Origin of the sequence: Erysipelothrix sp. HDW6B, assembly GCF_011301115.1 — a bacterium.
Classification (GTDB): domain Bacteria; phylum Bacillota_I; class Bacilli_A; order Erysipelotrichales; family Erysipelotrichaceae; genus Erysipelothrix; species Erysipelothrix anatis.
The window spans coordinates 1,930,294-1,945,400 of the sequence record NZ_CP049860.1; the positions used below are offsets into that span (position 1 = coordinate 1,930,294).

The following is a 15,107-nucleotide window of genomic DNA, read 5'->3' on the forward strand; positions in this document are numbered from 1 at the left end:
TTTGTTAGGGTCGCGATTCACACCAAATTGGGTTACAATAGTAATACATAATATGGAGGCTTATCAATGAATAATACAGTACTTCTACGGCCTGCAACCCCGGAAGATCTTGCAGCCATTCACAATCTCTCGCGAGTTGAACTCGGATACGACCACGATTTTGATACCCTTCAGTCTACCTTCCAAATGCTACGAAATGATTCAAACCATAAGATTCAGGTCGTAACACTTGAAAATGAGGTGGTCGGTTATCTTCATGTGAACCGCTATGACTCATTGCTTGGTCCTGCAATGACTAATATCATGGCTATTGCGATTAATCATAACTACCAAGGCCAAGGTATCGGGAAGATACTACTTGATGCTGCAGAGCAATGGGCACAAGAACAACATACGCAAGGCGTCCGTTTGTTATCGTCAGAAAACCGGATTAACGCACACGGTTTTTATCAGCACAATGGTTATCTTTCTAATAAGAAACAGCTGAAGTTCCAGAAATTCTTTGAATGAATCCACAAAAAAAAGGAAGTACGAATGTACTTCCTCTTTTATTTATCGATTAAAGTGATGATAATGCGCGGTTCACACCTTGAACAATAAATCCAAATCCAAGCATTAGAACCATGAAGCTCTCAACTGCTGATGGATTGAATAACATTGAAACGGCATAAACAATCACGATGATATCCACAATAATTACAACATAGCGTGCCCATGCTGTGCGGATCATGGATGCAAACTGTAATTGTAAAGCAGCATCTGTAATAATCCAGAACATCATAAGGTATGCAAGAATTTGTGTACTCTTAATGAAGTCTGTAAATAAGAACATAACCCCCAAGAGTAATAACAAGATTCCTTCAATTGTATTCATTGTTGAAATCTGTGGGAACGCACGTAAGCGAATTCCGTTTAATACTAGGACTGCTCCAACTGCAAGCATTCCCCACCCGATAATAAGTGAAATTGATAAGAGTGTTGTCATTGGGTTCATCACGACGATGATTCCGAAGATTACATATAAGATACCAACAATAACACTTTTCAATTTGTTATCTTTTTCATTTGTATATTCCATTTTGTTTTCCCCCTTTTATATATGTCTATCATAAACCCAAACCCTTATGATTCACAGTAAATCACATCTAATTTCACATAAATATCACATTATTCTTAGGTAATTGTATTTAACTGCATAAACTACATCTTTGTATACGTTTTCTTAATAAAAATCCATCATTTCCGTTATGCCTCAAAACACGAAATTGATTGTAAAAAATGGACGTAGGACTATAATGAAAATATCAGGAGGAACGCGCATGATTTCAATTCAAAACATTACCAAGTCGTACCAGTCAGTGAAAGCAGTAGATAATGTATCGTTTGATGTAAAACCTGTCGAAATCGTTGGTTTCATAGGGCCTAATGGGGCTGGTAAATCAACAACTATTAAAATTTTACTCAATTACATTTTCGCCGATCAGGGAGAAGCTTCAATACAAGGCATGTCTTGCATCACGCATGCCAAAGACATCAAACAAACTTTAGGCTATATCCCAAGCGAAGTTAATTTCTACCCAGAACTCACCGCATTAGAAGTCATTAACTACACGATGCAAATGCACAGCTGCACCAATACTGCATTTCGAGACACCTTATGTGCAGACTTCCACGTAGATCAACATAAGAAAATGAAAGAACTATCTCTTGGCAACAAAAAGAAAGTGGCTATTGTCAGTGCCTTGGTGATTGAACCTCGAGTCCTTATTATGGATGAACCTACCAATGGACTTGATCCACTGATCCAAAAAGTGTTGTTTCAATATACAAAGCAAGCAGCCCTAAACAAAACGACCATTCTTATTTCAAGTCATAACTTGAGAGAGATCCAAGAACATTGTGACCGTGTTATTTTTATTAAACAAGGAAGAATCATTCAATCAATAGATTTAAACACGTTGCAACTCTCGGGAAAATTTGTGAAGCTTAAGGGCGATATTCATGGGCTTGAACACCTCGCATCCCAAGTTCTATCACTAACTGAAGATAGCATTGCAGCGATTTTCACGATACCACTACCCGATCTCATCCAGATTCTTCAAAATCGTACGATTGATGATTTAGTCATCGAAGATGTATCCATTGAACACCAGTTTATTGAGTACTATAAGGAGGATGTTCATGAAACTACACGTTAAGCTTAATTATAAGAGTATGATCGTATGGATGGTTACATTATCGACAATGATTATTGGCTTCATGGCCTTCTACCCAACTATGGCCGACACATCAATGCAAGCGTTAATTCAAGGTGTTCCTGACTCGATGCTGCAAGTCCTTGGTTTTGAGCATTTTCCAGATTTCAGTAGAATTGATGTTTTTTACGGCTACATCATGCAGTATATCATGATGGGTATCGCAGTTTATGCGATTGTCTTAGGTTTGAATACATTTAGCAAAGAAGTTACTGATGGAACCATTGAATTCCTTTACGCTCAGCCTATAACACGAACAGAGCTTATCGTACAAAAATTGAGCGCAAATATCTTGATTCTAACCGGCGTGTCGTGTGTCATGATTCTTGTCAGTTGTTTCGCATTGGGGGTTTTTCTTCCTGCTGGAACAGTATTCAGTGATTTACTAATCCGATCGCTACCTGTCTTCGCATCCTTTTGGTTGCTTGCATTATTGTTCTTAGTACTTGGAACCGGACTCTCCTTAATCCTTCCCACATCATTATCAACAATGGGTATTGCCATGGGAATTGTCTTTATCCCCTATGTACTCGGTATGATGGCACAAATGGTCGATGCACTTTCATCCTTTAAGTTTATTTCCATCTTGCATACTACCATGCCTGATCAAATCTATGCCGGAACTTTTAACAGTCTCTCAATTGGTCTTTGGACAATCCTTACAATAGGAATCTTTAGTTTCGGTCTTCATCACTTTAAAACGCGTGACATCAACATATAAAGCCAGAGAATCCTCTGGCTTTTTTCAAATCTTAATAGAAAAAAACCAGCCGAAGCTGGTTTAGTTTTCTGCAAATTGACTGTTGTAAAGATCAGCGTAAAAGCCTTCTTGTTCCATAAGTTCATCATGGTTTCCTGTTTCAATAATATTACCATCACGCATGACAAGAATCTTGTCAGCATTCCGAATTGTTGATAAACGGTGGGCAATTACGAATGATGTACGACCTTTCATAAGTTCCGCCATCGCTTCTTGAATCATCGCATCCAATCGTGTATCGACTGAACTTGTTGCTTCATCAAGAATTAATATACGAGGATCACTCAATAAGGCACGAGCAATCGTTATCAATTGTTTTTCACCATTGGAAATGTTTGATGACTCTTCGTTGAGTTCCATATCATAACCATTAGGTAATGTTGTAATAAAGTGGTGAACGTTCGTGCGTTTTGCTGCATCAATGATTTCTTCATCACTAGCATTCGGTTTTCCATAAGCAATATTTTCTTTAATCTTACCACTGAACAACCATGTGTCTTGAAGTACCATTCCAAACAAGGAACGTAAATCATCACGTTTCATATCACGAATATCGACGCCATCAATACGAATTGATCCTGAATCAACATCGTAAAAACGCATGAGTAAGTTAATAATGGTCGTTTTACCAGCTCCTGTTGGACCAACAATCGCAACCATTTCACCCGGTTTAATTTCAACACTAACATCTTGAATAATCGGACGTTCGCCGTAACCAAAGTTAATATGATCAAACGAAACTGCTCCTTGATAGGAATCAATAACAACGGGATTCGCAACGTCAGCGACGTCATCATTTTCTTCAAGATACTCGAAGACACGGTCCATTGCAGCAATACTTGACTGAATGGTTGGTGCTAATTGTGTAATTTGTGCTAAAGGTTGGTTTACTTGCCAAATATAGCGAACAAACGATTGGAGTGCCCCAACAGCCATGACGCCTTGAGCCACTTTCATTGCACCCATGAAGACAGAAATCGCAATAACAATATACGTTACGAGTGTTACACCAGGACTCATCAGTCCTGAGATGAAGTTGGCTCTGAAACCTGCTTCAGAGAGATTGCTATTGGTTTCTTTAAATTCTTCAATTGCATTTTCTTGATAGTTATACAGTTTAATTTCATTGAACCCAGTGAGTTTCTCTTGAACCACCGCAAACATATCTCCCAATGTTTTTTGTTGTACATCAAACAGTGATTGTGACTGCTTAATAATATAGCGTGCAAAGAAGTAACTAATTGGAATAATTAAGGACCCTACAAGAGCCATTTGCCAGTCAATCACAAACATCATGATGACAGCCATGGTTAGACTTAAGGCTGCCATTACAACTTGCGCAAAGGCTTGTTGCAAGGCTGCTGATAATGCTTCGATATCGGTCGTCATACGTGCCATTAAATCTCCAGCCGCATGTTCATCAAAATAACGAATTGGGAGTCGAACCATTTTTTCTTTGACAGCCATTCGTAAATCATAAACTGAAGATTGAATAGACTCTGTAATAAGATATTGATAAAGCATTCGCGAACCTGCATTCGCAATGTAAATTCCAAGTAAGATAAAAATGATTTTCCAAATGATATCGTATTGGATATGTGCACCTGCAACGCCAGCATTGATTGCTGCGACGTCCTTTGCAAGTTGGGTTGTTGCGAAACCTTCAATCGCTGGTGCTGCTGCAGTTAAGATAGCGGCAATGAAGATGAATGTGATTGCAAGGATTAATTTAATTTTATAGGGCTTTAAAAAACGCCACATTTTACGCAAGCTGCTCATATTTTGCCATCTCCTTTTCACTGAGTTGAGATTCTGCAATCTGAACATAGATTGGGGAAGATTTCATAAGCTCAAGGTGTGTTCCTTTTCCTACAATTTTTCCTTCATTAAGAACAATGATTTGGTCGGCATCAACGATTGAACTAACACGTTGTGCGACAACCAACATTACAGAATCTTGCACTTCTTCTCGTAAGTTTTTACGAATGAGTGCATCGGTTTTATAATCTAGGGCTGAGAAACTATCATCAAAGATATAGATTTCTGGTTTACGGACTAATGCACGTGCAATGGATAGACGTTGTTTCTGTCCTCCAGAAACGTTGCTTCCACCCTCGCTTAACCATTCTTCATATTGATCAGGTTTCTTTTCAATAAAGTCACGGGCTGCTGCCATTTCAGCACTGGCCATAATTTCCGTTGAATCGGCATCTTTTTTTCCATAGCGAATGTTTTCATTGATACTACCACTAAAGAGCAATGCTTTTTGACGGATAAAGCCAATTTTGTCACGAAGTGCATACATATCATAATCACGCACATCGACACCATTCACTAAGACACGACCCTTGGTCACATCATAGAAACGAACGATTAGGTTTATCAGTGTCGATTTTCCCGATCCAGTTGATCCAATAAAAGCAATTGTCTCACCTTTTTTGGCTGTAAATGAAATATCTGTTAGAACGTTTGCTTCACCATCAGGATACGCAAAGTCAACATTTTCGAAGACAATACTTGTGTCTTCAGTTCCTTCAGTAACTCCATTTTCTGGATTCACAATGAGGGGTTCTTTGTCGAGAACTTCTTGAATACGACGAGCACTAACTGCTGCACGTGGATACATTACGAATACGATTGAGAAGAGTAATAAGGAGAACAATGCATGGAATTGATACTCCAAGAATGCAACCAAACTACCGACTTCAAGCGCACCGATATCGATCATTTGTGCGGCCACAAAAATTGTAAAGAGTACGGCAACGTTTAGAATGAAGAAGAAAATTGGTTCAACACGTGACATCATAAAGAATAGTTTCTTCGAGGTACGGGTATAGTCATCATTTTTCGCTTCAAAACGTTCTGTTTCATGCTTATCTTTTCTAAATGCGCGAATAACACGAACACCCGTAATATTCTCACGCGTAATTCGGTTTAGAACGTCCATTAGTTTTTGTTGGGCGCGACTGATCGGACCTGATTTCAGTCCTGTATAGGTCACAACAATAAGAATAAACGGAATACTTGCTGCAACGATCAATGCAAGTGCATGGTTGGTATCATAGATCATCCACGCTGAAGCAGCGATCATAATTGGGCTATTTAAACCCATTCTTAAAAACATTTGTACAAACAATTGAAGTTGATAAACATCATTTGAGATACGTGTAATTAATGATGATACTCCAATTTCATTATATTCAGAATGAGATAACTCTTGAACTTTTTTAAACAAGTCATTACGGATATCACGTGTCATCCATGTCGCGATACGACTCGACGTAAATCCAAGTAAGATATTACCCAATCCCCCAATAAATGCGACACCGAGCAGTATCAAACCTTGATTTCTGATGATATCAAGATTACCGCTTCCGACACCTTCATCAATCATGTTTCCCATGATTGTCGGCATCCCTAACTCTGTGATAGAGAAAGCAATAATCGCAATAAGATTGAGGATAAATAGTAGTTTATACTTTTTTAAATATTTAATGATTAATTTCATATTTTTCCTCCTGTACGAAAACTCATAACTGCATTATAATAAAGTATAAGGTAACCTTATAGTCAAGGAGATTAATGCATTATGAATAGAATTAATGATAAATTAACAACCGGACAATTTGCAAAGCTTGCCGGGGTCCCAAAACATGTTTTATTTTATTATGATGAAATCGGACTTTTTCAGCCTGAAGTCATTGCTGAAAATGGCTATCGCTACTACGCATATCACCAATATTATGCTTTTTCAGTTATTTCTTTTTTTAAAGAGATGGGTATGTCATTGAGTGATATTCAAAATTATCTTGATCATCGATCACCACAACATCTTACCGATCTTCTTGCCCAACGACGCCAGTCACTTCAAGATCAAATTCATCATCTTCTTTTAAGTCAACGTTATATTGATCAAACCTTAGCGAATCTTGATGTGGCAGCGAATGCGCCAGCGAATACACCGTGTGTCACCTATCTTCATGAGGAATGGCTTGTCCAAAGTGACCCGTCTCCAACACGAAGTCATCGTAGTTTTGTTTCTGAGTACACGCAGTTTGCCCAAGAACAGAATATTACTTTTGTAAACTCTATCGGAACAATGACCAGTCTCGAAGATATTACCAATGGTAACTATCGCAATCACTCGTATTTCTATTTTATCGCGCTTGATCCTGAATCAACACCAAACATCACTTCAAAACCTGAAGGCCACTACATCACCTATTATCACCACGGAGATTTCGATACGCTCTATGTGGGCTATGATGCAATTTTGGAATATGCTCAAAGTCGACAATTCAAATTGGATGCTTATTTCTATGAAGATTTACTTCTAAACGAGATTACCGTCTCAAGTGTCGATGATTTTGTCGTAGAACTTTCCATTCGGATTCTTAATTATCCAACGTTTGATTGAAAAAATAACCTCAATGAGGTTATTTTTTTATGACGCTTGCAACGCCCGTTTTCGCTAATGCTAAAAATGCATCAACATCATTAATGTATTCCGCGTTAACAACTACCATGAAGTTATCTTGGACATAAACAGCTTCGCCAATTTCTTCACGCGCGATGTCATTCATGATTTCGATAAGTTCTACTTCAATTTCTGGTGCTTCTGTAAATTTAAGCACGGTGACACCGTCGATTGAATTTTGGTTTGAATCATCACCTAAATACACTGCCTCAAAATTGGAATCCCCGATGAGTAGTTGATAGACTGTCTCATAATAGTAGCCCATGGCCGCAAAAACATAATCAAGTCCTTCTTCAATCATTTCGTCATCCAATTCCATGTAAATATCATCAAGGTTTGACGATGCTTCTTTATAGGCATCAATGACCGATTGACTATCAAGAATCCCTACATTTTGTTTTGCATCATCCACAACAATTGCAGAATAAGCATCAGTATTCATTGTCCGTGCAACTTTATAACCATCTCCAGCTTGAGTACAACCACTTACAAATAATAGGAGTGTCACAAGTAGGACACTTATAATAGATTTTTTCATATTCTTCCCCTTTTCCCATTTATATTCTATCGTAAACATTCACTTTTTGCACCTTTTATCACTATTTTAAAAAAAGCACTTTACCTGTCGTAGTACTTTGTGCTACGATTACTACGACAGATGAAGTAAAGGAGGCAATCATGATCAGTAGTGACGTTATTCGTGGTTACAACGATACCATCGTGCTCTACATCTTACTCAACAACGATTCTTACGGATATGAAATAGGACAAAGTATCGCAACCATGAGTCAAGGGAAATACGTTATCAAAGAGACAACACTTTACTCAACATTTACGCGATTGGAAAAAAATGACTATATCGCATCGTACGAAGGCGATGAAACAAAGGGGCGCATTCGTACTTACTATCGTATTACAGATGCAGGTCGCCAATACTTCAAAGAAAAACAAGCGGAATGGGAACTGGTAAAAGAAGTCATTGATATCTTTACAGATACAAAGGAGAAGGATTATGCAACAAATTAGAGATTATGTGGACGTAATGTTTAAATCGTTACCGCAAACACAAGAGGTCCTCAGCATTAAAGCTAACATCTTAGATTCCATGGAGACTAAATATGAGCAATACCGCCAAGAAGGGATGAATGAAGCAACAGCTATCGGTAGAGTTATTGGAGAATTTGGTTCAATCGATGACTTAAAAGAAGCATTAAACCTAGAAGAACCAGCTGTTGATGCGTTTGATTCAAGAACTGTTGAAACATATTTAAATTATATTCCGAAATTTGCAACAGCAGTCGCAGGTGGGGTCTCAACGATTATCGCTGGAACGGCACTCTTTCCACTTTTCGAGTATTTGCATCTTGAAATTATCGGTTATGTGGTTTTCTTAACCGCTGTGATTATTGGCGTCTCGTTGTTTATCGTTTACGGACTTCGTTTAGCAAATATTGAAATCATTGGTTCTGAACTTACGCCACAAGACAGAGACCGTGTGAACGCTTTTAAAGAACCCTACAAGAAACAAATGATTATCGCAATTCCAAGCGGTATCGCATTGATCTTACTGGGAGTTCTTATCGCCGTCGTAATGGAAGAACTTGGTATCAAGGATGATATATCGGGCGTAGCACTACTATTGTTTGTTGCCCTTGGCGTCTTCTTCCTAATCTCAGTACCTATTAAAGCAGAAATGCCAAGCCGATTCTTAAATCCTGAGAATCACGGTGATACGATGCACACAACGGCACAAGAAAAAAAATTCGGCAAGATCACGGGTGCTCTTATGGGTCTTACAGCCATGGTCTATGTAGGTATCGGTATTGTCAATCGTGACTTCTTTGCGATTGGATGGATTATGTTTCCCGTCGTTGCTCTGCTCATGACACTCCTTGAAGCAATCTTCACTAAAGCCGAATAAACGCAATCTTAGAATTCTATCAAAAAAAGCCGACTTTCGAGTTCGGCTTTTTTTATGTAGGTGCTACTTATTAAATGTTGTCCCTTGTGTCGACTGTATATTTCTTGGATGCCAAGGTTAATGCCATATAGAGTGCGACAATGATTAGGCTGATGCCGCCCATGACTTTTAATGGAAGGTTTCCATAATAAAAATTTGATCCACTTTCGTCACTATAGATTTTAGTGCTTGTATCCATAATCAGTAAGATTCCCCAAAACAACGACGTCCCTCCGACATAATACCAAAAGAACTTGGACACACGGTGCCAAGTCTTGTATTCTTTTTTTACAAACGGCATCAAGATTGCTCCTAACGGCGCATAATACATGATTAAGAGCAAGCCAAAGGTAAAAATAACAAACCAAAAATATACTCCTGATTTCAAGTAATAAGTCATCGTTTGATGGATCCCAAACGCGATTAAGACGAATAAAACGAAACTCGTTAGACATTTTATACTCGAAGATTGTCGGATTTTGACTTTGCGATTTGATGGGTCCATTGACGTATTCTTTTTCATGAAATATAAGCAGCCATTGACGACACCATAGAAAAACAAAGTAACCACACTCATGGCCAAAAGTAATGCACCAATACTCATTAAAAACGCCATTAATAACTCCCCCATTTTCCCCTAAATCTTTAGTAGGTCTCGACTTGATGTCCTCCTATGCATTTACATGCAGACATCACACTCTCATAAAGTATAGCATATCCAAAAATGACGCAAAAGAGCGTCGACACAACAATACATGCCGACACTCTTAGTAACACCTACGTATCTAAACTAGGATTTCAAATGCTTGGTTACTGCTTTCTCTGCAAGCGTCAGAAATTGATCTACATCCGTAATGTAATCTGACTCAGCAATAACCATAACGTTATCTTTAACTAATACAGCTTCACCGATTTCTTCTTTGGCTAATTCATTCATAAAATCAATAAGGTCATTATCGAATGAAATAGCTTCTGAAAAGATAAAGACTGAAATACCATAGATTGCATCCATATCACGATCATCACCCAGATAAAATGCTTTAAAACTTGGATCCAAATCCATAAGATGAATAACATGGTCTGTATAGTCTCCCAATGATGAAAAAACATCGATTAGAAGTTCACCATCCAATGCTTCCATATCTTCAGGATCCAACAGTTGGAGTTCGTCTTGAAACATATCCAATTCAAATGCAAGTTCTTCGTAGACATCTTTCAAAGAATCGGTATCCAAAATTCCAACATTTGGGGTCACGGAAGAATTCCTTAAGATTGTTTCTAAATCTTCTGTATTCATCGATTCCGCAATCGCGTATCCGATATTTTTCGAGGTACAACCCGCTAAAACTAGCATCGCCACGGCGACGATACACATTATTTTTTTCTTCATAATTAACTCCTATTATCGTTAAGCTTGAAATCGACGATACTGATATTTTCGTTTAATGAGTGTGAAAGCAATCATTCCCAAACCAAGCGTAACCAATATGTAACCCACATTGTTTGATGCGACACCGGTATTTGGTAACACATCTTCACCAACTTCCGGTTGCGTTGGTGCAACTGGGTCTGTTGGATTGGTTGGATCTGTTGGGTCGATAGGTTCAATCGGAGCAGTAGGATCCGCAAGAACTGTTAAGGTAATCGTAGTCTGAACGCGTGCTGCACGTGCAGTATCGTAATAACTTAATTGCACTTCATAAACTCCTGCCGTATAAACTTCTGGTGCATTGATAATGACTGCACCGACATTCGGGTTGAGAATCGTAATATCATTTTTTTGAACTAAAGGATTCGCAAATTCAATGATTTTTGAAATCAAGTTTCCTGAATCCACATGTGCTTGCACATCTTTTAAATACATCGTGACATTGTCACCCTCAATCGTATAAATCGGCGTTTTTTCATAAACAAAGGACAATGCTTGGGTTTCAAAGACATTGGCTTGGTTTGCACCAACTGCAAAGCTTAAGAAAGCCGTACGGTCGTTCAGTGCTTCATCACCCGTAAGTTGCGGTGTTTGCACTTGCGTTGGTAGTTTAAAATTAAGTGCGTCTTGTGATATCGGTCCAGCACCCGCTTTCAAACTTATTCTGAAAGACTTAATGGTACTAAAGTCTGATACTTCCGATGCATCGACCCATGGCTGATCATCTACTTGTGATGGGTAATCAATTGGTTTTAAATCGGCATCAGTATGACGATCTAGTACATTAACGATGTTCGGTTCTTTTGATGTTGAATAAGTAACATCGAAAGCATCTTCATAACCTTCAGGTAAGATGATCGGACCTGATAATGAGAGATCAAACTTCGATGAACGTTCAGTATCACTGAGTACAAATGTATCTTCAATACTTGGTAAGACACCAATAAGTTCTAAACTCGTAAACGGTGTATCTTTCTCGTTAAATACTGTGAGATCAACGACTTGGGTCGAATTCGGATTGACGGATGTTACAACGTTGCTGTCTACAGTATTGGTAGCGACAAAGTCATACGCATTTCGATATGTATATGTATTTTTGGTCGTATAGATAAGTTCCTCAACATTTCCGTTTCCATTAAAATCGTGACGGTCTGATTCACGAATCGTGAATGATCCGTCAACATTTGAAACATCCGATACCGAGAAATCTTCATTTAAATAACCAAAGAGTTCAACGTTGATTCTATTTGGCGCATTCTCCGCAATATGAACCGGAATACGAACCACTGCACGGCGGTTTATTTCTAGACGATCGACAGCCATTTCAATTTTTAACAGTGTTTTATTTGCATCGTGATAGTTCTCATCAACAACCGTGACAGTCGCATTTGGAATTGCTTCCAAATCTTTTACGGTTACGCCATGGTCTATGAGAGCATACATTGTAAATGGTCCACTTAATGCCTGTGTTGAAGCAACATCATTGTTGATATCCAAGCGTAAATAGTTATCACCACTATTGATCAAATTATATTTTGAATCGCTGAGTGAAATATTGGATTTGATGTATCGACTGATGCCTTCAGGTGCCGTTACAACTTGAGCCGTCTTCGGTGCCAATCGTGATTCATACTGACTATTCACGTCGGAGTACCAACTCACTTTTACGTCTTCAGGTACATATTTTGATTGTTGGTCGGTACGGTACGAGTTCGTTAAGTCATCTTTTTGTGGATACCACCCTGAATATGCAATACCTGCATTGGATTGAATCGGACCCACATACCCTTGGTCAACCGATGTAAAAATTGTTAAGTTCATGTTCGTTAGACCTTTAGGTAGTTTAAAGATTGAATCTCGATCAAAATCTACCGTATCGGCAAATACATTGTGCTCACCGTCGTAAAAGTGAAACCAAACCTCAGATATTTTTTTGTTTGGATCAATGCCAATATCTTCAGCATGGTAGTAGCTTTCTGGTTGTAAGGCAGCAACAGAACGTTGCCATTCTGTTTCACCAACATAACGGTAGCTCAATGAAAAGAAGACATCTTCTTCAACTGGGATTCCTGCTGGGAAAGCGCTGGATGGACGTTGGTAGAATGTTCCGGTATAGATTTGTGTGACGTTGAGTGCTTCATCAGGCATGAAAAACGCGTCGTAACTATTAATACCATGAATTGGGCTTGTTGCATCAAGCGAACTTAGATAGAGACGCCATCCAAGCGTAGCACCATCAGTAACACTTGGATCATCATTATTAATCCAGCCAACACCACCGATTCCATCCGCAGGTCCACTAAATACAGATGTTAAAGGACCACCACCAAATAGTGCATCTGGTGCATATTCAAAGTTTGGTGAAATCATAACACTTGCTTTCGTTTCGAATGCTTTTGAACTGCCGTCTATGAATGATACATTAGATGATGCAACAGTATCGACTGTACTAAAAAGCGCTAAATTACCAGACACTTTAGTGACAATATTAAAGTTCACATTAAAGTAATACTCTTCGTCAGCATTTTGATTTGCGTCAAAATGCCATGTGATTGTTTTACCATTAATTTCTGGTGTCACACCACTTGTATCACTAACATAATCTACACCCTCAGGGAGTGTGTAATCGAAGCGCATGGTACCCTCAGTACTTGGAGCAACAGTTCCTGTTTCAAATCTACTGATGGAAAAACCAACCGCAAATACTGCATCATCTAAATAGCGAATGCTTGATCGGTCTACTGGAACTCCATTAACAATAATTCCACGAAGTTTGTTACTAATTGAAGCGTTTTGATTGGCAATCAAAGTAGTCGTTGCCTCACTTGTAACTTCTGAAATCGTTGAACCCGCAACGGATGCCGTAACTGTCAAATTTTCTAAGTTAAGTGCAGATCCGTTTTCTGTTTCAAGTTTTAGAATCATTGATGTATCAAATCCACCACTTATGTTTTGGAAATGATAGGTAATTTGTTTGGTAACCGCATCATATTCTGGAACAACACCGCGAATTGCGAGTGTTTCAAGGTCCTGGTTAAAGATGACGCCTTGCTCCCCAACAATTGATGGTAACTGCAGTGTCAAATCAAGATTAGGTATCACGTTATTACCGCCATCGACGCCAAACACAATACGATAAGAAACTGTCTTCCCAACCTCTAAGGTTGTATCCTCAGCAAGTACTTGAAGCCGTGCAGTATGCTTCACAACTTCCGTTGGAACCGCAACTTGATTTTCCTGCTCTGACTCATCAGTTGTTGTTACCTCTTTGTCTTCATTATTTAAATCAAGGTTACGTTGTGCAACTTCATGATTATCAGCATCGACTGAAATTGCTTTATCACGTTCTTTGTCTTCTGCTTTTTGCTCTTGAACATCCACGATGTCATCAAATGTAGGATCAATTACAGATGCTTCATCTGCAACTTCTGTTTGAGTAACTGGTGACGTTGTAATATCATCAGCGTGAATTCGAAGTGACCCCAATGTGACTCCCACAACAAGTGACGCCGCAATTATACTTTTTATATGTTTCCTCATATTCTTTTCCTCTCTTTGTGCTCGCACACAACTATACGTTAATGTTATCAAGCGCATCTTCATATAAGGCACATAATGTTCCAAGATGACGTTTCGATGCCCCAGATAACCCAGAACACCTATTTTTAGGGAAAAGAAAAAGCACATTCTCATTCGAATGTGCTTTTGGATAAATCTAATTTTGAGTTTCCCACTCACGACGCAAGAGGCCATAGACTTCAACGTCTTGGTATTTTCCGTCACGGAATAGCATTTCACGTTTTGTTCCTTCATGTTTGAATCCCATTTTCTTGTAAAGTTTTTGGGCGCGTTCATTGAACGCAAAAACATGAAGATAGAGGCGATTTAGGTTTAAACCATTGAAACCCCACTCAAGTTGTTGTTTCATCAGTTGTGGACCTAATCCTTGTCCCCAATAATTCTTATCACCAATGACAATTGCAAGCTCTGCATGGCGATTTCTTTGATCAAGGTTCATGAATGCAACTGTTCCGATGGGTTTGTCATCTGCAAGAACAGTATATGTCATCCCATTAACAAGGATTTGACTCCACTCTTCGACTTCTTCAAACGACATTGGACGTAAGAATCCACTTTGGTCATATTGTGCAACTTCTGGATCATTACGCCATGCGTAGTAAAACGGTATATCTTCTTGTGTAAATTTTTTATATGTAATGTTCATG

14 protein-coding genes are annotated in these 15,107 nt (G+C 38.7%); 6 read left to right on the top strand and 8 right to left on the bottom strand.

All coding sequences use genetic code 11. From position 1 onward, the window contains the following. Positions 1-66: 66 nt before the first annotated feature. Entirely contained in the window at positions 67-510 is a 444-nt protein-coding gene (locus tag G7061_RS09420; protein ID WP_166120873.1) for a GNAT family N-acetyltransferase, read from the top strand. A 49-nt stretch (positions 511-559) separates the two neighbouring features. On the opposite strand, the gene G7061_RS09425 is transcribed toward G7061_RS09420, so the two are convergent. Continuing rightward, the gene (locus G7061_RS09425; RefSeq protein ID WP_159633857.1) at positions 560-1,078 is read right to left on the bottom strand and encodes a DUF308 domain-containing protein; all 519 of its coding nucleotides are present in this window, start codon (positions 1,076-1,078) and stop codon (positions 560-562) included. 241 nt (positions 1,079-1,319) lie between these two features. Here G7061_RS09425 and G7061_RS09430 point away from each other — a divergent pair, with 241 nt between their 5' ends. Together G7061_RS09430 and G7061_RS09435 are read left to right on the top strand one after the other, a co-directional pair. Beyond that, on the top strand, positions 1,320-2,198 hold the full coding sequence (locus G7061_RS09430; RefSeq protein ID WP_166120876.1) for an ABC transporter ATP-binding protein: 879 nt from the start codon (positions 1,320-1,322) through the stop codon (positions 2,196-2,198). After that, positions 2,182-2,976, top strand: a complete 795-nt coding sequence (locus G7061_RS09435; protein ID WP_159633863.1) for an ABC transporter permease subunit — start codon at positions 2,182-2,184, stop codon at positions 2,974-2,976. The genes G7061_RS09430 and G7061_RS09435 overlap by 17 nt, the downstream gene beginning before the upstream one ends. A gap of 60 nt (positions 2,977-3,036) precedes the next feature. Here G7061_RS09435 and G7061_RS09440 read toward each other — a convergent pair whose 3' ends face one another. After that, on the bottom strand, positions 3,037-4,794 hold the full coding sequence (locus G7061_RS09440; RefSeq protein WP_159633866.1) for an ABC transporter ATP-binding protein: 1,758 nt from the start codon (positions 4,792-4,794) through the stop codon (positions 3,037-3,039). After that, complete coding sequence (locus G7061_RS09445) at positions 4,778-6,523, bottom strand: ABC transporter ATP-binding protein (RefSeq protein WP_159633869.1); 1,746 nt, start codon at positions 6,521-6,523, stop codon at positions 4,778-4,780. Before G7061_RS09445 ends, G7061_RS09440 begins: the two co-directional genes overlap by 17 nt. Before the next feature lie 81 nt (positions 6,524-6,604). Here G7061_RS09445 and G7061_RS09450 point away from each other — a divergent pair, with 81 nt between their 5' ends. Continuing rightward, a complete protein-coding gene (locus G7061_RS09450) occupies positions 6,605-7,432 on the top strand; it encodes a MerR family transcriptional regulator (RefSeq protein ID WP_159633872.1) in 828 nt (275 codons plus the stop codon). A gap of 19 nt (positions 7,433-7,451) precedes the next feature. On the opposite strand, the gene G7061_RS09455 is transcribed toward G7061_RS09450, so the two are convergent. Beyond that, on the bottom strand, positions 7,452-8,030 hold the full coding sequence (locus G7061_RS09455; protein ID WP_166120879.1) for a hypothetical protein: 579 nt from the start codon (positions 8,028-8,030) through the stop codon (positions 7,452-7,454). A gap of 140 nt (positions 8,031-8,170) precedes the next feature. Between G7061_RS09455 and G7061_RS09460 the strand changes: the two genes are divergently transcribed. Both G7061_RS09460 and G7061_RS09465 read left to right on the top strand, forming a co-directional pair. Next, the gene (locus G7061_RS09460; RefSeq protein WP_159644794.1) at positions 8,171-8,518 is read left to right on the top strand and encodes a PadR family transcriptional regulator; all 348 of its coding nucleotides are present in this window, start codon (positions 8,171-8,173) and stop codon (positions 8,516-8,518) included. Beyond that, a complete protein-coding gene (locus tag G7061_RS09465) occupies positions 8,505-9,413 on the top strand; it encodes a permease prefix domain 1-containing protein (protein WP_166120882.1) in 909 nt (302 codons plus the stop codon). The genes G7061_RS09460 and G7061_RS09465 overlap by 14 nt, the downstream gene beginning before the upstream one ends. Before the next feature lie 70 nt (positions 9,414-9,483). Here G7061_RS09465 and G7061_RS09470 read toward each other — a convergent pair whose 3' ends face one another. The 4 genes from G7061_RS09470 to G7061_RS09485 all read right to left on the bottom strand — a co-directional run bounded on the left by G7061_RS09470 (position 9,484) and on the right by G7061_RS09485 (position 15,106). Beyond that, positions 9,484-10,068 carry a hypothetical protein gene (locus G7061_RS09470; RefSeq protein ID WP_166120885.1) on the bottom strand — a complete coding sequence of 195 codons (585 nt, stop codon included), beginning with the start codon at positions 10,066-10,068 and terminating at the stop codon, positions 9,484-9,486. Positions 10,069-10,242: 174 nt separating this feature from the next. After that, positions 10,243-10,842, bottom strand: coding sequence for a hypothetical protein (locus G7061_RS09475; protein ID WP_166120888.1), 600 nt, complete (start codon positions 10,840-10,842; stop codon positions 10,243-10,245). Between the two features lie 18 nt (positions 10,843-10,860). Then, positions 10,861-14,421, bottom strand: coding sequence for a hypothetical protein (locus tag G7061_RS09480; RefSeq protein WP_166120891.1), 3,561 nt, complete (start codon positions 14,419-14,421; stop codon positions 10,861-10,863). A gap of 175 nt (positions 14,422-14,596) precedes the next feature. Continuing rightward, the gene (locus G7061_RS09485; protein ID WP_159633892.1) at positions 14,597-15,106 is read right to left on the bottom strand and encodes a GNAT family N-acetyltransferase; all 510 of its coding nucleotides are present in this window, start codon (positions 15,104-15,106) and stop codon (positions 14,597-14,599) included. Position 15,107 lies beyond the last annotated feature (1 nt).